Source organism: Curtobacterium sp. PhB142 (assembly GCF_004341255.1).
GTDB lineage: Bacteria > Actinomycetota > Actinomycetes > Actinomycetales > Microbacteriaceae > Curtobacterium.
The window spans coordinates 419,188-436,928 of sequence record NZ_SLUT01000001.1; the positions used below are offsets into that span (position 1 = coordinate 419,188).

Genomic DNA, 17,741 nt, shown 5'->3' on the forward strand with positions numbered 1-17,741 from the left:
ACTGATTCGGAGATCCCATGATCGTCATCACCGGCGCCACGGGCGCACTCAACGGCGCCACCACCGACCACCTGCTCGGACAGGTCGACCCGAGCGAGCTCGTGGTCGTCACCCGCGATCCGGCGAAGGGCCAGCGGTTCGCCGACCAGGGCGTCGAGGTCCGCCGAGGCGACTACGCCGAGCCCGACACGCTCGCCAGCGCCTTCGCCGGTGCCGACCAGCTCCTGCTCGTCTCGTCGAACGACCCGGGTGCGGACGCCGTCGCGCTGCACCGTTCCGCCGTGGCCGCGGCCGTGACCGCCGGCGTCGGCCGCGTCCTGTACACGAGCCACCAAGGTGCAGCGCACCGGTCGCCGTTCGTCCCCGCGGCCCACCACGCCGCGACCGAGGACCTGCTCCGCGAGTCTGGCCTGCCCTGGACGAGCCTGCGGAACGGGTTCTACGCCCACAGCACCACGTGGCTGATGGGACCGTGGCAGACCACCGGCACCGTTTCCGTGCCCGTCGACGGCCCGGTGTCGTGGACCGCGCGTGAGGACGCCGCCGAGGCAGCCGCTCGCATCCTGCTCGCCGAGCAGCCCTTCGACGGCCCGGTGACGCTCACCGCGCCGGCGGCCCCGACCTTCGCCGACCTCGCCGACTCCGCATCGGAGCGCACCGGCCGGAGCATCGGCTTCGAGGCCCTCGGAGAGGACGAGTGGCGGGCTCGCGCGGTCGCCGCCGGACAGGACCCGCACATGGTGGGGTTCCTGCTCGGCATGTACGAGGCTGCAGCACAGGGCCTGTTCGCCGGCACCGATCCCCTGCTCGGTGAACTGCTCGGACGCGCACCGCGCACGGTCGAGGACCAGTTCAGCTGAGGGCTGCGACCTCGTCGAGGATCGCCTCGACCGCAGCCGGGTCGTGCGCGAACCGACCGAGGAACAGGCCGCCGATCCGTCCGGCACCCCGGGTGAGCAGACCGGGCCCGGCGCTGCCCCCGTACAGGACCGTGCTCCCGCGCAGTTCGGGCCGCGTGGCGAGGTGCTGCTCGATCCCCGCGAGCACCGCGACGATGTGGTCGTCCGGCGCCGGCGCGGGAGCGCCGATGGCCCACACCGGTTCGTAGGCGACGGTCAGCGCCCCGCCCAGTCCGTCAGCGACGGCCGTCGAGACACCACGGTCGAGCTGCGCGGTCACCTCCGCCACGGCTTCCGCTGCACCCGGACGGGAGGCTCGGGTCGCCTCCCCGACGCAGAGGAGCGGGCGCAGGTGGTTGCGGAACGCCGCGTGCACCTTGGCGGTGACGGTCACGTCGTCCTCGTGGAACAGGGAGCGTCGTTCGGCGTGCCCGATCTCGACCAGGTCGACCCCGATCTCCCGCAGTTCGGCGCCGGAGACCTCGCCGGTGAACGCTCCCTCGTCGGCCCACGACAGATCCTGCGCGGCGAGGAGCACCCCCGACCCGGAGAGCACGTCGCGCACGGGCACGAGCGCCGGGAACGTCGGCGTCACGAACAGCGAGGCCGCTCCCGACCGGGTCGCGGGGTGCCGCCGGGCGATCTCCGCGACGGCCGCGGCCCACTCCAGGGTCCGGGCGTGTGAGAAGTACGTCTTCAGCGACACCCCGATGGTGATCACGGTGCGAGGGTCTCCACGATGAGCGCGAAGGACACCGCACCGGGGTCCGGTGTGCCGACGGCCTGCTCGGCGTGGGTGCGTGCGCGGCCCATCTTCGGCACGAGCGACGCGGTGGCGTCGGCGGCGTCGCGGGCGGCGCTGACGGCGTCGGCCCAGGCGTCCGCGAGCGACGCTCCAGCGTCGACCCGGGTGCGCAGCATCTCGTCGAACGGCACGAGCGCGTCGACCATGGTCTTGTCGCCGGTGGTCGCGCCGAACGCGAGGACGGCCTCGGTGGCGGCGTGCACCGCGCTCTGGACCGTGGCGGCTGTCGGACGCTCGTCGTCCCCGAGGACGCGACCCAGTGCCTCCAGGGCGGCTCCCCAGATCGCACCGGACGTGCCGCCGGCCTTGTCGGACCACGCGTCTGCGGCGACCCGCAGGACGGAACCGACACCTGCGCCGGAGGTTACTGCGTCCGTGGCTGCGGCCTCTGCGGCGTGCGCGCCGCGCTGCATGCCGATGCCGTGGTCGCCGTCACCCGCGACGGCGTCGATGCGTCCGAGCTCGTCGGCGTGCTCGTCGAGGAGCGCGCGGACGGCGGCGAAGCCGGCCGCAGCCTGCTCGCCGACCGCGCGCGAGTCGTCGCTCGCAGCGCCGATGGCGACGCCCTCGGCGTCCGCTTCCACGGTGGAGGGGTCGACGCGTTCCTGCGGGACGGCACCGCCCTTGCGGTACGCGGGGGTGTCCGCGGCTGCCGCCCAGAGTTCCTCGAGTTCGTCGTCGAGCCAGAACAGGGTGAGCGAGACGCCGGCCATGTCGAAGCTCGTGACGAGTTCGCCGACCTCGGGCTCGACGATGACGACCCCCGCGTCAGCCAGCCGCTGCTGCACCGAGCGGTAGACGACGAAGAGCTCCTCGTACTTGACGCTGCCCAGCCCGTTCAGGATCGGGACGACGCGCGCGCCGTAGGGGGTCACGCTCGCCGGCAGCTCGTCGAGCAGTCGGGTCACCAGCAGCGACGCCAGCTCGGACGCCGTCGGCACGTCGGTCTCGTCGATTCCACGTTCGCCGTGGATGCCCATGCCGATGGCCATCCGCCCCTCGGGCACCGTGAACAGGGGTTCCTCGGCGCCGGGCAGCGAGCACCCGGAGAACGCGACGCCGAACGACCGCGTGCGGTCGTTGGCGCGCTCGGCGACGGCCGTGACCTCGTCGAGGCTGCGGCCCTGCTCGGCGGCGGCACCGGCGACCTTGAAGACGCAGAGGTCGCCCGCGATGCCACGCCGTTCCTGCGCGCGGTCCGCGGCCGCACTCACCACGTCGTCGGTGACGCGGACGGTCCGGACCGGGATGCCGTCGGCCTCGAGCGTGCGGGCCGCGGCGTCGAAGTTCAGGACGTCACCGGCGTAGTTGCCGTAGCTCAGCAGCACCCCGCCGCCGTGCTCGGCGGCCCGCGCGACGCCGGCCACCTGCTGGGCGCTGGGGCTGGCGAACAGGTTGCCCATCGCGGCACCGGCTGCCAGGCCCGGCCCGACGAGTCCACCGAACGCCGGGTAGTGGCCGGAGCCGCCACCGATCACGACGGCGACCGTGCCGTCGGGGCTGGTGGTGGCGCGGGCGACGCCGCCGTGCACCTTCCGCACCCATCGCTCGTTCGCGGCGACGAAGCCGTCGGTCGCCTCGTCGGCGAAGTCCGCCGGGTCGTTGAACAGTCTGGTCACGCGTTCGTCTCCTTCGACGTCGTGGTGCGGACATGCGAGGTGTCGAGGAGATCATCCGCCTTCGACCCCCGGAAGAACTTCGTGCAGGAGATCATCACCGCCGCGAGGAACGCCAGGACCCCGAGCGAGACGATCCCGAACGCACCGCTGTCGGTCGGCACCACCTCGTTGATCGCCGTGCGCATGATCGGGGCGACGAACCCGCCGAGGTTGCCGAGCGAGTTGATCAGGCCGATGCCCGCCGCGGCGGCTGCCCCGGTGAGGAACGCCGTCGGGTACGCCCACGTGATCGGGCCGACAGCCAGGAAGCTCGCGACCGCCAGCGTGATGAAGACGATGCCCAGGATCGGTTGCCCGTTCGCGCCGGCCCACGCCGACCCGAGGATGGAGAGCCCGGTCGTGATGTAGAACATGGTCCCCCAGCGACGGCGGCGACCGACCGAGTCCGCCTTCGAACCGACCAGGTAGCAAGCGACGAGTCCGACGAGCCACGGGATCGCGGTCACGAGCCCGACCTGCCACCCGACGTCCTGCCCGAGCAGCGAGGAGACCTGCTGCGGCAGGTAGAACGTCGTGCCGTACACGGCGACCTGCAGGCAGAAGTAGATGATCGTGAAGTACCAGACCCGGCCGCTCGCCATGGCCTTCCAGATGCCGGTCGGACCGTCCGCGCTGCGGGCGGTGTCCTCGCGCGCCATCGCCGCCGTGAGCGACTGCTTCTCGCCCGGCTCGAGCCACTTCGCCTGCTGCGGACTGTTCGTCAGGAACACCAGGGCCGCGATGCCGGCGAGCACCGCGAGGATCCCCTCGCCGAAGAACATGACCTGCCAGCCGTGGAACGGGGTCGCCTGGTCGCCGAAGCTCAGCAGTCCGCCGGACAACGGAGCGCCGATCATCTGCGAGAACGGCTGCGCCAGGTAGAAGATCGCGAACATCCGCACGCGCACCTTGTTCGGGAACCACTCCGACAGGTACATGATCACGCCCGGGAAGAGCCCCGCTTCGGTCACTCCGAGGATGAAGCGCAGGACGATGAACATCGTGTCGTTCGTCGTGAAGGCGAACAACGCGGCGACGATGCCCCACGTGACCGCGATGCGGGCGAGCCAGAACCGGGCACCGAAGCGCTTGAGCAGCAGGTTCGACGGGATCTCGAAGATCGCGTAGCCGATGAAGAAGATGCCGGCGCCGAGCGCGAAGGCCGCGTCGGAGATGCCGCGGTCGACGCTCAGGGCCTCTTCGGCGAACCCGACGTTGGTGCGGTCGAGGAACGCGACGAAGTACAGGATGACGAGCATCGGCATCAGGTGCTTCGTCGCCTTGCCGATGGCGGACTTGAGGCCGGGGTCGTTCGTCGACCCGAGCGCGGGGGCAGGGGAAAGTGACACGGGTTCGCTCCTTTGCGAGCACGGTGCGGTTTCGGGGCGTCCGGCGGTCGGGCCTGGTGGCCGTTTGGCCGTTCGGCCGTCTGGCCGTCTGGCCGTCTGGCCGTTCGGCCTGTCGGACGGGAGGCACGGATCGCGTCGCGCGGACGGCGCGCGATCCGTGGCCGGTCGGCTCTAGTGCATGTACAGGCCGCCGTCGACGTTCAGCGTCTGGCCGGTGACGAACCCGGCGTCCTCGCTGATCAGGTACGCGATCGCCGCGGCGATGTCCCGCGGTGTGCCGATGCGCGACAGCACGCCGTCCGCTGCCATCTCGGTCTTGCGCTCCTCGGTCAGGGTGCCGCCCATGATGTCGGTGTCGATCGGGCCGGGAGCGATCGCGTTGACGGTGACGCCGCGCGGGCCGAGCTCGCGGGCCAGGCCACGGGTCAGGCCGATCACGCCGGCCTTCGCCACCGTGTACGGGGTCTTGCTGAAGGTGCCGCCACCGCGCTGGGCCGAGACCGACGACAGGTTCACGATGCGGCCGTAGCCGTGCTGCACCATCGACTCCGCTGCCCGCAGGCTGGCGAAGTGCACGCCGTCGAGGTTGATCGACAGCACGCGGTGCCACTCCCCCTCGGGCAGGTCGAGGTAGGCGTGCGCGGACGAGACGCCGGCCAGGTTGACGAGAGCGACGACGGGGTCGAGCTCGGCCTCGATCGTGTCGAACGCCGCCCGGACCGCGGACTCATCGGCGACGTTCGCGCCGACGCCGACCGCACGGACGCCGTGCTGCTCACGGATCTCGGCGGCGACCTGCTCGCTCGCCGTCTGGTCGAGGTCGATGATGCCGATGTCCCAGCCGGCCTCGGCCAGGTGGTGGGCGGTGGCGCGACCGATGCCACGCGGTGATGCCGCTCCGGTGAGGACGGCGGTGCGGGGCTGGTTCTGCGTGTTCGTGTTCGTGTTCGTGTTCGTGTTCATGCTCGTCCCCCTCAGTGGATCGGGGCCGGGCCGAGGTCGTCGAGCAGCTTCTGCATCGCGACGTAGGCCTTGTTGCGGTAGGCGACGAGTTCCGGCGTCCGGTCGGCCGGCACCTCGAGGTACCCGGCGCCGGACTTCGTGCCGAGCTCGCCCGCGTCGACGTGCTGCTGCAGCGACGGCGGGGTGGCGAAGCGCTCGGGCCAGCGGGTCTGCAGCGACTCGAAGCAGAACGCGTAGACGTCGAGACCGGCCATGTCGGCGATCGCGAACGGGCCGAAGAACGGCAGGCGGAATCCGAACGTGGTCCGCACGATGGTGTCGATGTCGTCGGGGGTGGCGATGCCCTCGTCGGCGATCTTCGTGGCCTCCTCGAACAGCGCGTACTGCAGGCGGTTCAGCACGAACCCGGTCGAATCCTTCACCCGCGCCGACTGCTTGCCGGTCGCGGCGACGACGGTCTCGCCGACCGCGATCGCGTGCTCGTCCGTGGTCGGGTGCGGGATGAGCTCGACGCCGGGGATGAACGGCGCCGGGTTCGAGAAGTGCACGCCGAGGAACCGTTCCGGGCCGACGACCGCCTCGGCCAGCGACTCGATCAGGATCGTCGAGGTGTTCGAGCCGATGATCGCGTCGGGGCGGGCGGCTTCGCTGATGCGGCGGAGGGTCGCGTGCTTGATCTCGATCTTCTCGGGGACGGCCTCCTCGATGAAGTCGGCCTCGGCGACCGCTTCCTCGATGGAGGCGGCTGCGATGAGGTGCGCGTCGACGCGCGCCACGGCGTCCGCGGGGAACAGGCCGTCCGTGACGAACTGCTCGGTCTCTGCGATGAGGCGGGCGCGGTTGGACGCGGCGATCTCGGCCGAGACGTCGGCGATCCGGACGGTGTGGCCGGCGAGGGCGAGGACCTGGGCGATCCCGCCGCCCATGTAGCCGGATCCGACGACGGCGATGTCGAGGGTGCTCATCGGGTTGCTCCTTCGGTGCTGGTTGCTGCAGTCGGGGTCGCCGTCGCGTCGAGCTTCGTCGTCGCGAGGACGGATCGGATGTACTGCTGGTTCGTTGCGCAGACGCCGAGGCTGTCCCCGCCGTACTGCTCGGTCATGACGATCCCGCGGAACCCGTCGGCGACGGCGTCGCGCAGGACCTGGCGGTAGTTGATGAGGCCCGTCTCCATCGTGCTCGGCGCGCTCGTCGCCCAGCTGCCGTCGCCGGCCTCGTCACGCGTGTAGTTCTTCACGTGCAGGTAGTTCGTGTGCGGCATGGTCTTCGCGAAGAGCTCCCGCCAGTCCTCGATCGGCCGGTGGAGGCGGATGAGGTTGGCGACGTCCGCGTTCAGGCCGACGTTGTCGAGCCCGATGTCCTCGACCAGTCGCACGGCGCTGTCGGCGGTGCCGAGGTAGGTGTCCTCGTACAGCTCGAGGGCCATCGGCAGTCCGACGGAGGCAGCGTGCTCACCGAGCTCCCGCAGTCGCTTGACCGCCGCGTTCCAGACCTCGGGGTCGTCCGGGTCCTTCGGGCCCTGCGCGGTCCAGAACCACAGCGCGCACTTCTGGGCCTCGTTGAACGGCTGGTGCAGGCCCGTCGAGAACACCTGCATGCCCCACTCGGCCGCCGCGTCGATGGTGCGGTGGGCGTAGGCGAGGTTGTCCTCCTCGTGTCCGGGCTGGATGACGCTCTTGCGCTGCAGGTGCACCGAGGGGATCCCGATGCCGTGCGCCTTCGCGACGGCGAACAGCTCGTCGCGGCGGGAGCGCTCGAGGTCCGCGGGGCGGATGTGGCTGTCGGCGAGTTCAGCGAGCGAGAACCCTGCGGCTGCGATCTGTGCGAACACGTCGTCCCAGACCGCGGCCGGGGCATCGTGGAACGCAGTGCCATCGCGCGTGACCTGGGCGAAGCCGTGCAGACAGGCGGCGATCGGCCAGGTGTCCGACGTCCAGGTGGTGGGGTCCCAATCCTGGTCGACCCAGTCCTGCGGTGTGCTCACGGAATGCTCCTTCGCATGTCGGGGTTCGGCGGTGAACCTCTTTCCTATAGGAAAGATACTCACACCTCGACAGAGCGCAACCCCTGCGGGATCAGCTCGTGTGCGAAGCGTCCTCGCGCGACCGGAGCCGGACGGCGTCGATGTGGTGCCGCATCGCCGCGACCGCTTCGGCCGGCCCGACCGCGAGGGCATCGACCACCGCTCGGTGCTCGTGGACGGCGCGGTCGGTGTCGTCCCCGCCGCCCTCGACGATCTGCCGCATCCGGTGCACGCGGGTCGTGATGATCTCGGACATCTCCTCGAGGAACGGGTTCCGCGTCGCGTCGAAGATCAGCTGGTGGAACTGCCAGTCGCTGCGGAAGAACCGGGCCATGAGTTCTTCCGACGCCTCAGCCGCACCGACCGCCGCGACCTCGTCGGCCACCGCAGCCTGCTCGTCGAGCGCCGCGCCGAGCCGCTCCCGCAGGGCGTCGACGTCACCGCGCGCAGCGAGCTCGACGGCGCCGCTCTCCACGATGAGTCTGGCGTCGAACAGTGCCTCGAGTTGGTCGCCGGCCAGGGGTGGGGAGACCCGGTACCCCTTGTTCGCTTCACGGGTGACGAGGCCGGTGCGTTCGAGTTGCACCAGGGCTTCGCGCACCGGCGTCGGGGAGACGCCGAGGGTTCGGGCGAGCCCATCGATCGACAGCCGCATGCCGGGTTCGACGTCGTGGCCCATCAGGACCTCGAGCACCCGGTCGTAGACGCGGTCACGCAGGCCGAGCTGCGCGATGCGTTCCGTCCCGAAGCCGGGCATGGTCGTCGACATGGGTCGATCCTAGAGAATCCACGACTCGGGCTCAGTGTGGGGGCTCGGAGTCAGCGTGCGCCATCAGGTCCAACACCTTCTTCGATGTCGCCTCGACGTCGCACTCACGTCGCCCATGGGTTGGTCACCCCTCCCCGCGCGCCGATATGGCGCTCTTATGTCAGCTCAGGTTCACCGGCCAAATCAGAAGCTTTGAGAGCAGCGCGGGCCCCATCGATGAGGTCGTCGAACGTAATAACCTGTACGCGCGACAGATGACTATTGTAGGTCCGGAGTGTAGTAGACACATCTTTGCGGGAGGCCTCGCCAGCGACAAAGTCGCTGTGCCCGATCACGACCGTCGCTGACGATCGCCTCACATCAACTCCGAAATCCTGCGAAATCACCGGGGCGCTCTCATCAAAGGAGCGAAGATAGTTCATTGCCTGCCCAACGGCGTCATGAACTTCGGACCCGACGATATAATGATTTCTGTATTTTTTGATGAGGGCGGGTATCTGCGCCCTCTTGAGCTCTACGACGTGAAGCGACCCGTCGGCGCGGAGCAGAGGAATATCGAGTTGGTCTAGCACGTGAAAGGAGCGCCGGCCAGCCTCACCAATGTACTGCCCACCGAACAACCACCATTGACCCTCTAAAGCCTTTTGCAAGTCGTTCTCGATACTTGTTGGATCGAGGGCGACTGTCTCCAATCGGTCCAGCGCCACTGACCTACTCTGATGGGTCAAAAGCGCCGTAGCGGAAGACACCGCATCGCTCCCAACCAGTGCAGCGCGAACTGCGGGCTTTTGCAGCAACTCACTCACCACGGCAACTGCGGTATCACCTTCACTAGCCAAGGTTCGCGCAAGCAGCGCGGAAGCTCGATTGGGAGTGAAGTAGAACGTTCCGTCGTGGGGTAACTCAGCCGTGATTAGAGCCAGAACTGCCTCAATCTCAGCGCCTTCGCAAGTCCAAGTATATTTGGGCTGCTCCTCGAAGTGATAACTGTCGTTGTCCGCCTTGCGGGTCCAGGTTTTAACAGTGAGCTTTTCATTAGTGATCTCGCCTGTGTCACCATCACCATAGCGGAACAACGATGCCGTCTTCCAAGCTCTAGGGCCGCGTTTGACCTGAACATGTGTAACACTCAGCACGCCTTGCTGGTCGATATCACTATTAAGTTGGAGCGCCAGCACTGGGTCTTCGTAAGGCGAATTGGTCATGACTCATACCGAGCCACGGTAGCTCGAATACATTCCGCGTTTAGGTAAATATCATCCACGTTCTCAATGGGGTGCTTCGTCTCAATCTTGTTCTCGTCGAACAGCCCGAGGTACTTCTGCTTCTTGCCGTTGAACCACAGGCGCGCGATGGGCTTGCGGTTGTTGTCGTCGAGCAGGACGGCGAAGTACGACTTCTGGTCGCGGTGGGCGATGCGGTCCGGCTTGACCTCGCTGCAGGCGATCGCCTTGACGATCTGGTAGCCCTCGAGTTCCTCGAGCGTGGTCTCGATCTCGGTATCGCGGTCGAGGTCGTCCTCAGCCACCGCCGCGCTCGTCATCGCTTCGGACGGGGCCTCGGCTCCGACCGGAGCGCTGTACGAGGCGCCGAGCGCCGTCTTCAACCGATCGTTGACCTGCTCGTTCAGGAACTGCTTCGATGCCTTCGCGACCAGGGTCGTGAACTGGGTACGGGCCTCCTGGGTGAAGCGACCGTCGTAGACGCGTGACGTGAAGAGACGCACGAAGTCCTCTTCCGGCTCACGGAACTGCGCAGCGATGGCCCGCTTTATCGACCCGACGTACTTCAGCTCCTCGGCGGCACTGATCACCGAGTCCAGGTCGAAGACGTCCTTGGTCAGCTTGCTGAGCTCCGGCAGCAGGGTCTCGTCGATGTCAGCGAGATCGAGGACGAGGAAGGGGCGGTCGTCCATCTTGTTCGGCGCGTCGAGGTCCGTGTAGAAGTTGTAGACCTCGCCGTTCGTGAGCACCGCGATCCTGGCATTCGTGACGGAGAAGTACCGGAACAGCTGCGACGCGTGCTCGATCTTCAGCGGCTCGGTCGACTTCTTGCACTCGATGAGGATCTGCACCTCGCCGTCGCGCATGATCGCGTAGTCGACCTTCTCGCCGCGCTTCACGCCCACGTCCGCCGTGAACTCGGGCACGACCTCCAGCGGGTTGAACACGTCGTACCCGAGGATCGTCGAGATGAACGGCATGACGAACGCGTTCTTCGTCGCTTCTTCGGTCTGGATGGCCTCGCGCTGGTTCTGCACCTTCGTCGCCAACGCAGCGAGACGCTCTTCGAACTCCGCTGTTCCTCCTCTGTCTAGACAGACGCTATTGCAGATGAAGCCCTCTCAGGTTCATTTGACGTCTCCACTTTGCGGGACGAGGAGTCACTCGCGACTGTCGCACCGCCCATGTAGCTCTGGGGTATACCCCACCGCCGCCACTGCGACTTCACGCGTCGCTGTAGTTCTAGGGCCCGTGGTGGGGCTTCTCGACACACTTGCTGGCGGGTCCAGAGGCCGTGCAACAACCGCTCGAGGAGGCGGCAGGCCGCGTCAGCAGATGCGCAGCGAACCAAGGTGCCGAGACGGCGAGGTGTAACCGTTACGGCTGAGCTGCTGCTCGTCGACGTGTTGAGATGCTGACGGCGAGGATGATGCACAGTGCTACAAGTGTCAGCCCAGCGCAGATCAGGAACATGTTCCGGTAGCCGCCGATGAGCGTCGTGAGCGCGACGAGTCCACCGGAGACGACTGCACCGACCCGTCGAACGTTGGTGAACAACCCTGACGCCAGCCCTGGTCGAGGGATGACGTCCTGGAAGAGCGTCAGTCCGACACCGGCGATGACGGCAAAGAACGCGGCGTTGAGTAGTTGTGCGGCGACAAGCTCGATGGGCCCTTGCACGAAGGCCATCGCGACGTAGTAGCAGGCGCCGACAACGCAGGCAGCGGCGATGAGGGTCAGGTTCGAGAAACGGGTGGCGAGCCTGCCAGCAAAAAGCAGCGCTGGGATCTCGGCGGCGGCGGCCACAGCGAGCGCAACGCCGGCCCAGACGACGGGCAGGTGCAGGGTGCGGCTGACGTAGAGCGCGAGAACGGACGTCACGACGTAGTTCGTGGCCTGAAGCGCCACGAACGCGATGCCGATGCTGCCGATCGCGATGACGGGAAGCTGCCCGCTCGCGGCCTCGTTCGTGGCGGCCGCGTGTCCCACGTCGAGTGCGGAGGACCGCCGTCGGAGGATGAACGTCGTCATCAGTCCGAGCGCTGCGATCACCGCGATCGCGAGGAGGACAGCGCGGTCTCCGAAGGCTCCGGCGAGGAGGGTGGCGATCGGAGGGCCCGCCACCCAGGCGAAGGAAACGACCGCGCGGGTGTTGATGATGGAGCGCTGTGGGAACCCGGTGGACCGGAGGTGCGCGAACAGCAGAGACGAGCCGACGCTTGCGGGACCGCCGAACACGATCAGCGCAGCGACCGCTGCGATTAGGTTCGTTGTGAGCCCCAGGACCGCCATCAGCGGCATGGTTGCCAGTCCCGACCACATGATCGGGGTGAGGTAGTTGCGTCGTCGGTCCGCGAGTAGCGGGATCACGAGCGAGCTGACGAAACCGCTGACGTTGTACAGCCCGAGCGCGAGACCGATCTGCGCTGCGGTGGCGTTGAAGTGGCCAGCGAGGATGAGGGCGAGCGCCGGGTTGAAAAACGCGAACTGCAATCCCCAAGCGAACGCCGCGGTCGGGACAACCCCTGCAATGCGCGGAGCCTGAACGTGTCCCGGTAGGGGCGACGCAACCGCTCTTGCGGAGTCGGCTGGCGTGGTTGCATCGGTCGGCTCTGAACTTGGAGGTCGGATGGCTCCCCCTGGACTCGACGGTGAACAAGACGTAACGTGCAGGTGAACGATACGTTCTACGGCGCTGAGCGCCAACCAATTCGTACCAGGCCAAGGGGGGCCTCTCACGATGTGGAAACCGATCAACACCGCGCCGTCGACTGCTTGGGGATACCAGTCGGGAGTGGGCCGATGAGCTTCATCCGGGGGCGAACCTTCGATCCGCGGAACTCGATCGCCGGCGCAGCAGTCGCGTATCTGGATCCGAAGTCGCGGGATGTCAGCGCGACCTGCTGGGCATCAAGCCAGGACGCCAATGCTGCCGCTGCGCGTTGGTTCGGACTGGTCGCTCGCGACCTCGGAGAACCTGTCGACGCTGCCGCCCTGTTCCTTGAGCTCCGCGCCGAGCTCGAGATGCAACCGGCCAGCGCGGAGATGGTGATGCTCGCGGATGAGATCGAGTCGCACAGTCGGCTCTTGTTCCACCGCTCCACAGCCGAGCAGGCGGCCATGCCGCCCGCGCGGCCCGCCAGCCAGCACGTCGCGATCGTGATCCCGTTCCGCTCGAGCAGTGACACGCCCCTGCGTACCGCGAATCTCGACACGGTTGTTCGTGCCCTCGAACGTCAGCAACTACCAAGAGATCAGTACTCGATCATCGTTGTCGAAGAAGCAGCAGAGACGGCCGTTCCAGACGATCTCGTCTCTCGAGTCGATACGTTCATACGGCTTCCCTACACGGGCCCGTTCAACAAGGCGCTCGCCCTTAACACGGGTGTTGAAGCAGCGCCCTCCGATGCGGTTCTCTGCTTGCTCGATGGCGACATCGCACCGGACGAGCACTTCGTTGCCCGGAACGCATCTCGCGTTGCCACGCGACCTGACGAGGCGCACCTGCCGTACTCGGACATGTTCTGCCTACTGACCGAGGACAGCGCAGCGATCCGACGGGGTGAGCAGCCCGGAGACGCCGGCCGTACTGGCTACGTCATCACGCATCCTCCCGGTGGATGCGTGTTCCTCACGGCCGCGCTCTACCGAGCCGTCGACGGCTTCGATGAACGGTTCATTGGCTGGGGCGGGGAGGACCGCGACTTCATCAACCGGATCGAGGCCCGGACCAACGTTCGTCGACACCCCGAGCTCCTCAGCCACCTGCACCACGAGCGTCCGCGAATGCGCGAAAGCCGGGAGGAAATCATGACGACGATCGCCCCAGCTTCCGGAAACCGGATCAACTGATGGACGTCTCGTTCAAAGCCGTCCTCTTCGACGACGCAGGACGAGTGCTCCTGGGCACTAACCCTCGCGACGAGTGGGAATTGCTCGGCGGGCGAGCAGACCCCGAAGACTCGGGACCCGCCGACACCATCGCCCGCGAACTCGTCGAAGAAGCTGGCGTTCCCATCCGCATCGACCATCTCATCGATATCTGGTACTACGACATACCTCATGAAGGCCGCGTTGCAGTTGCCAGCTACCTCGCCCACTTCATCGGCCCCGCGACCATCCAGGCGAGCCACGAACACTCGCGGCTTGCGTTCTTCACCATCGACGAACTCGACGGGCTCAGCATGCCCTCGCAGTACGCCACCACCATCAGAGCCGCTGCCACGTACCTGCACGACCGTCAACAGAAAGGGATCCAATGACGGACACCATCGAACTGACACGACCCAGCGACGTCGACCGCGCAGCAGAACTCAAGCAGCAAGTCGATAGCGACGGCATCGCACTATTCAAGCTCGCTTCCCGAGACGAACTCCTGACTTTCAGTCGAGGATTCGGGGACCTCCTCATGCACCGCGATGCGGAACCCGACACCGTCACCGTCGTGAAGCACGTTCCCGACAAGGAGGGCCTAGACGGCTACGCGGGGCTCGCGGCCGGCCCACTGCGTCCGCATACTGACGGGTCCGGGAACGACGTCGTGCCGAAATACATCACACTGTGGTGCGCGAAGAACGAGGGCAGCGGTGGACAGTGCACGATGGCGGATGGTCAGGCCGTGGTTGAAGACCTCCTGCGTGACACTCCTTGGGTGGTCGAGAAGCTCGCTGCTGAGAACGCTGCGATCTACAAGTCCGGTTCGGAGCAGTACAGCGGGCCCGTGATCTGGAAGGACAACGACCGCTGGAAGATCCGGCTTCGGATTGACTCGAACGGGTTTTTCTCCGCTGAAGCTTTGCATGCCGTCGAAGTGCTCCGTGAAGCCATCGCGGCGAGGACGTTCACCTTCCCGCTCGAACCCGGGGACGGATACATCATCGACAACGAACGCTACCTCCACGGCAGGCTCACGTTCAGTGGCGCACGTGAGATGTTGCGGACGCTAATGCTCTAATCCTCACCTGATCCTCCACAGCGCTTTCGACAGGATGAGCGCCCGACGGCTGGCACCTGGTAGGTGCCAGCCGTCGCCTCTCCGCTCATATGGCGCTTGCGGTCAAGAACAGCGATCGGGTGTCAGACTTCCCAGTCCGACGAGTATGTTCGCCCCTGGAGCAGGGTTGCGAGTTCGGCGTGCACCGTCATGGTCTTCTCCAGCCGAGCGGCTCGATCAACGGTCAGCGATCCCGCGTCCCAGTCTCGTTCTGAGAAGTACGCCGCGTACGGGTTCACGACGCACTTGAAGTCGAGCATCAGGGACTGTCCGAGCGCCGCGGTCGCCATGTAACTGTGCGGCAGGCCCGCGGCGCAGACGAACGTGATCACTTTGTCGAACCACGCCGCACGACGCCCGTTTCCGGTTGCGCCCGTGGCCTCAAGCAGTGACTTGACGATCGAGGACGGCGCCCAGTTGTAGATCGGGAACGCCAACACCACTCCGTCAGCCTCACGGATGAGAGCGTGTAGAGTGCGGATCGAGTCACTCTCGAAGATGCGGTCGTTGTCGAATGGCGGCAGGTTAACTGCTGCGAGATCTATGACCTCCGATTGGTGTCCAGCCACAGTGAGCAGCGTGGCCGACCGCTCGGCAAGACGGCGACTGATGCTCGCCGGGTCGAGGCTGCAGGAGATGACCGGCAAACGCAGAAAGCTCACCTCTGCACAGTACCGAGCGGAGACAGTACACAGCGGTGACATTGCCCAACTGTCGTCTCGTCAGCCCGCCAACCGATGAACCAGGTCCACGCCGACATCGAGGTGGAAGACACCGGCTAGCTCGGGATATCTGGCGCTAGCGCCCGCTCGTGCGGAGTAGCTGCGTGATCCAGATCAGAGTCGAGCGCCTGCGCGTCGTTCCAAATGGCGGTGAGCCTAGCGAGCGCGGCGTCAACGGCAGCGTCCGTGGCACCGAGCTCGGCGTAGGTCTCCTGCAGTATGACGCGTCGAACCGTGACGGCTGTCGCGCGATCACGCCGACGACTTCCGCGATTGGGCCGTCCGCGGATTGAGCACGTCGTGTCGGGATGATGCTGGTCATGGACCGTCCCGACAGGCTCACCCCGGTGCGCGCCCAACCGTGGACGTCTAACGGCTCTGAGCATGGGTCTGGACCCATACGCATCAGCCGAGCTGCGCGTCGGCCTTCTGGTACGCGGCTTCGACGATTTGCTGCACCTCGGCGTCCTTTGGCACGTCGAACGAGTACGCGGCGCCAACGAGCACCGTGACGCCGTATCCGTCGCCAGCGATCATGCATGTCGTTCCCGCGACCGTGGTGGCCCCGCGCGCTTCGAATCCGCCGCAGTACGTGGCGGAGCCCCACGAGCCGAGATCCTTCACCGTGGTGACAATGGTTTCCTCGGCACCATCGATGGTGAAGGTGCTCCCCTCGGTCGGGCACCCCCGCACAGCATCAGTGATCGCTTGCACATGCTCGGCTGCGTCCGGGTCCGCAAACGTACCGACGTTGAGGTACGCGCCGGTGGACTCTCGAGTCCAGTCGCGACCGCTCTGCGCAGTGTTCTCGAGATCCTCGCCAAGTAGATCGGAGAAGTCGGCGCCACAGGCGCCGGGCCCTTCCGCATCGGTCGACGTCGCACCGTCACTGGTGGAGTCGCTGCTGGGTTTTTCGGCCCAGCCGCCAACCGATAATTCCGTTGTGGTCAGCACCGCCCCAGACAGCACGTCCTCCGTCAGACCGGCAGGTGCGGACGGTGTTGCAGTCGCCGTCTTTGCTCCCTCGCCCCGGTCAGTGTAGGCGTTGCCGCTCGAGACGCATCCGGTGAGTGCGCATCCCACCGTGATGGTGATGGCGGCTCCGATGGCCCACGTTCGCTGCTTGATATCCCCCATGGGCCCATCCTGCCATCCCGACGGAAACCGGGACAGGCTGCACAGCCCGAGCAATTCGCATGTGCGAAGCGGCTACCGCAGCCGTCAACCCGGCCGATAGGCCGGTGCGGGGGTTGGAAATGCTGATCGTGTTCGCGGTGCTGGTGGCCATTGCGGTTGTGGGTGGCGCAGTTCTTCGCGCGCGCTACCGCCATACGCGTCGGGAGCCGGCACGCTCGTGCCTTGCTCCGAACCGGTCTCGTGGCCGGAACGTGTACTGCCAGAACCCGACGCCACATGGCGGGTACTGCAGCATCCACCATGACCAGCACAGCCGTGACAACGGCATGGTCATCTCCGCAAGCCTCTTCGCTGCGATCGTCGTCGCCGTCATCATCTGGCTTCAAGCCCAGCAGTAGGCACCTCCCGAGCGGCGCCAACGTGGTGCCGCTCGCATCGTCACCCCATCGGAAGGCGCACCCGTGACACTTGAAGTGATTCCCTGGCTGTCACTCGCTACCGCCGTGATGTCAGCCGTGGCGGCGATCGCGAGCGTGTCGATCGCGTCGGGGAGCCGCTACACCGGCAGCGTCATGGCCAGCTTCAACACGCTTTCCACCGATGCTGCTCGCGCCGACCGCGCCACGATCGTGGACGCAACCGCCGCGCGACGGATCAGCCGACGCAAGCGGCGGGCCGTGACCGCGGCATACGCCCACCAGGTCGAACGCCTCGCGCAGCTCACCGTCGTGGTGGACGGTATCAAGGGCAACGGGTGGGTCACCGCTCACGCCCCAGTGCTGTACATCGAGGTGTCGAAAGTTGTCCGCGAGTTGAACGCTGTCCAGGACCGCCACAAGGTGAGGGCCCCGCAAGCCGACGTCCGCCGCGCTAACGAGCTCCTCGAGTCGCTCCCGCCCGTGAAGAACTCCTGGAGCCGCACGGTTGCGAAAGCGCCAAAGGGCCGAGTTCACGCATAACCGGGCGCTGCCTGAACCGGCGCCGCGGACGTCGTCAAATCAAAGAGGCCTTACCGCTCAGCTGCTGCTGTCGCAGTACGACCACTCGTCCCGGTCGAGCACCACGGTGCGGCCGTCGACGCGGAGGTAGAGGCCCTTCGGTGACCAGCCGGTCGGGATGCCGGCGGTGGTTTCGGACTCCCACCCCTCACGGCCACGCCACCACCGAACGAACTCCGCCGGATGTCGCATCGCGAATCCC

19 protein-coding genes are annotated in these 17,741 nt (G+C 66.8%); 6 read left to right on the plus strand and 13 right to left on the minus strand.

Annotated features, from left to right (window positions below):
* The first annotated feature begins 17 nt into the window (after positions 1-17).
* The gene (locus tag EDF31_RS02045) at positions 18-860 is read left to right on the plus strand and encodes an NAD(P)H-binding protein (protein ID WP_131845002.1); all 843 of its coding nucleotides are present in this window, start codon (positions 18-20) and stop codon (positions 858-860) included.
* On the opposite strand, the gene EDF31_RS02050 is transcribed toward EDF31_RS02045, so the two are convergent.
* From EDF31_RS02050 to EDF31_RS02095, 10 genes are all read right to left on the minus strand, one after another.
* Entirely contained in the window at positions 853-1,620 is a 768-nt protein-coding gene (locus EDF31_RS02050; protein ID WP_131845003.1) for a triose-phosphate isomerase family protein, read from the minus strand. The genes EDF31_RS02045 and EDF31_RS02050 overlap by 8 nt on opposite strands.
* Positions 1,617-3,323: a dihydroxyacetone kinase family protein gene (locus tag EDF31_RS02055; RefSeq protein WP_131845004.1), complete on the minus strand. Its 1,707-nt coding sequence runs from the start codon at positions 3,321-3,323 to the stop codon at positions 1,617-1,619. Before EDF31_RS02055 ends, EDF31_RS02050 begins: the two co-directional genes overlap by 4 nt.
* The gene (locus tag EDF31_RS02060; protein WP_131845005.1) at positions 3,320-4,711 is read right to left on the minus strand and encodes an MFS transporter; all 1,392 of its coding nucleotides are present in this window, start codon (positions 4,709-4,711) and stop codon (positions 3,320-3,322) included. Before EDF31_RS02060 ends, EDF31_RS02055 begins: the two co-directional genes overlap by 4 nt.
* A gap of 171 nt (positions 4,712-4,882) precedes the next feature.
* Positions 4,883-5,674: an SDR family oxidoreductase gene (locus EDF31_RS02065; RefSeq protein ID WP_131845006.1), complete on the minus strand. Its 792-nt coding sequence runs from the start codon at positions 5,672-5,674 to the stop codon at positions 4,883-4,885.
* Between the two features lie 11 nt (positions 5,675-5,685).
* On the minus strand, positions 5,686-6,639 hold the full coding sequence (locus EDF31_RS02070) for a 3-hydroxyacyl-CoA dehydrogenase family protein (RefSeq protein ID WP_131845007.1): 954 nt from the start codon (positions 6,637-6,639) through the stop codon (positions 5,686-5,688).
* Positions 6,636-7,658 (minus strand): sugar phosphate isomerase/epimerase family protein, encoded by a 1,023-nt coding sequence (locus EDF31_RS02075; RefSeq protein WP_131845008.1) that lies wholly within the window; start codon positions 7,656-7,658, stop codon positions 6,636-6,638. The genes EDF31_RS02070 and EDF31_RS02075 overlap by 4 nt, the downstream gene beginning before the upstream one ends.
* Before the next feature lie 91 nt (positions 7,659-7,749).
* Entirely contained in the window at positions 7,750-8,466 is a 717-nt protein-coding gene (locus tag EDF31_RS02080) for a GntR family transcriptional regulator (RefSeq protein ID WP_131845009.1), read from the minus strand.
* Between the two features lie 155 nt (positions 8,467-8,621).
* Complete coding sequence (locus EDF31_RS02085; protein WP_131845010.1) at positions 8,622-9,671, minus strand: Shedu anti-phage system protein SduA domain-containing protein; 1,050 nt, start codon at positions 9,669-9,671, stop codon at positions 8,622-8,624.
* Entirely contained in the window at positions 9,668-10,726 is a 1,059-nt protein-coding gene (locus tag EDF31_RS02090) for a type I restriction endonuclease (protein WP_207896112.1), read from the minus strand. Before EDF31_RS02090 ends, EDF31_RS02085 begins: the two co-directional genes overlap by 4 nt.
* A gap of 340 nt (positions 10,727-11,066) precedes the next feature.
* On the minus strand, positions 11,067-12,221 hold the full coding sequence (locus EDF31_RS02095; protein WP_279387361.1) for an MFS transporter: 1,155 nt from the start codon (positions 12,219-12,221) through the stop codon (positions 11,067-11,069).
* Positions 12,222-12,491: 270 nt separating this feature from the next.
* Between EDF31_RS02095 and EDF31_RS02100 the strand changes: the two genes are divergently transcribed.
* The 3 genes from EDF31_RS02100 to EDF31_RS02110 are packed head-to-tail and all read left to right on the plus strand — an operon-like array spanning position 12,492 to position 14,643.
* Positions 12,492-13,541: a galactosyltransferase-related protein gene (locus tag EDF31_RS02100; protein WP_131845012.1), complete on the plus strand. Its 1,050-nt coding sequence runs from the start codon at positions 12,492-12,494 to the stop codon at positions 13,539-13,541.
* Entirely contained in the window at positions 13,541-13,951 is a 411-nt protein-coding gene (locus EDF31_RS02105) for an NUDIX hydrolase (RefSeq protein ID WP_131845013.1), read from the plus strand. Before EDF31_RS02100 ends, EDF31_RS02105 begins: the two co-directional genes overlap by 1 nt.
* Complete coding sequence (locus tag EDF31_RS02110) at positions 13,948-14,643, plus strand: TauD/TfdA family dioxygenase (RefSeq protein ID WP_131845014.1); 696 nt, start codon at positions 13,948-13,950, stop codon at positions 14,641-14,643. The genes EDF31_RS02105 and EDF31_RS02110 overlap by 4 nt, the downstream gene beginning before the upstream one ends.
* A gap of 122 nt (positions 14,644-14,765) precedes the next feature.
* Here EDF31_RS02110 and EDF31_RS02115 read toward each other — a convergent pair whose 3' ends face one another.
* Both EDF31_RS02115 and EDF31_RS02120 read right to left on the minus strand, forming a co-directional pair.
* Positions 14,766-15,344 (minus strand): NADPH-dependent FMN reductase, encoded by a 579-nt coding sequence (locus EDF31_RS02115; protein ID WP_207896087.1) that lies wholly within the window; start codon positions 15,342-15,344, stop codon positions 14,766-14,768.
* A gap of 465 nt (positions 15,345-15,809) precedes the next feature.
* Positions 15,810-16,541 carry a hypothetical protein gene (locus EDF31_RS02120; RefSeq protein WP_131845016.1) on the minus strand — a complete coding sequence of 244 codons (732 nt, stop codon included), beginning with the start codon at positions 16,539-16,541 and terminating at the stop codon, positions 15,810-15,812.
* 119 nt (positions 16,542-16,660) lie between these two features.
* Here EDF31_RS02120 and EDF31_RS02125 point away from each other — a divergent pair, with 119 nt between their 5' ends.
* Entirely contained in the window at positions 16,661-16,939 is a 279-nt protein-coding gene (locus tag EDF31_RS02125; protein WP_131845017.1) for a hypothetical protein, read from the plus strand.
* A 63-nt stretch (positions 16,940-17,002) separates the two neighbouring features.
* Positions 17,003-17,500 (plus strand): hypothetical protein, encoded by a 498-nt coding sequence (locus EDF31_RS02130; RefSeq protein ID WP_131845018.1) that lies wholly within the window; start codon positions 17,003-17,005, stop codon positions 17,498-17,500.
* Positions 17,501-17,557: 57 nt separating this feature from the next.
* On the opposite strand, the gene EDF31_RS02135 is transcribed toward EDF31_RS02130, so the two are convergent.
* Entirely contained in the window at positions 17,558-17,731 is a 174-nt protein-coding gene (locus EDF31_RS02135; RefSeq protein WP_165901300.1) for a hypothetical protein, read from the minus strand.
* Between the last annotated feature and the right edge of the window lie 10 nt (positions 17,732-17,741).

Excerpts from the sequence above, each read along its gene's own strand:
- EDF31_RS02135 (WP_165901300.1), bottom strand. The coding sequence starts at position 17,731 with ATGCGACATCCGGCGGAGTTCGTTCGGTGGTGGCGTGGCCGTGAGGGG.
- EDF31_RS02045 (WP_131845002.1), top strand. The coding sequence starts at position 18 with ATGATCGTCATCACCGGCGCCACGGGCGCACTCAACGGCGCCACCACC.
- EDF31_RS02085 (WP_131845010.1), bottom strand. The coding sequence starts at position 9,671 with ATGACCAATTCGCCTTACGAAGACCCAGTGCTGGCGCTCCAACTTAAT.
- EDF31_RS02120 (WP_131845016.1), bottom strand. The coding sequence starts at position 16,541 with ATGGGGGATATCAAGCAGCGAACGTGGGCCATCGGAGCCGCCATCACC.
- EDF31_RS02125 (WP_131845017.1), top strand. The coding sequence starts at position 16,661 with ATGCTGATCGTGTTCGCGGTGCTGGTGGCCATTGCGGTTGTGGGTGGC.
- EDF31_RS02080 (WP_131845009.1), bottom strand. The coding sequence starts at position 8,466 with ATGTCGACGACCATGCCCGGCTTCGGGACGGAACGCATCGCGCAGCTC.
- EDF31_RS02065 (WP_131845006.1), bottom strand. The coding sequence starts at position 5,674 with ATGAACACGAACACGAACACGAACACGAACACGCAGAACCAGCCCCGC.
- EDF31_RS02070 (WP_131845007.1), bottom strand. The coding sequence starts at position 6,639 with ATGAGCACCCTCGACATCGCCGTCGTCGGATCCGGCTACATGGGCGGC.
- EDF31_RS02110 (WP_131845014.1), top strand. The coding sequence starts at position 13,948 with ATGACGGACACCATCGAACTGACACGACCCAGCGACGTCGACCGCGCA.
- EDF31_RS02105 (WP_131845013.1), top strand. The coding sequence starts at position 13,541 with ATGGACGTCTCGTTCAAAGCCGTCCTCTTCGACGACGCAGGACGAGTG.
- EDF31_RS02100 (WP_131845012.1), top strand. The coding sequence starts at position 12,492 with ATGAGCTTCATCCGGGGGCGAACCTTCGATCCGCGGAACTCGATCGCC.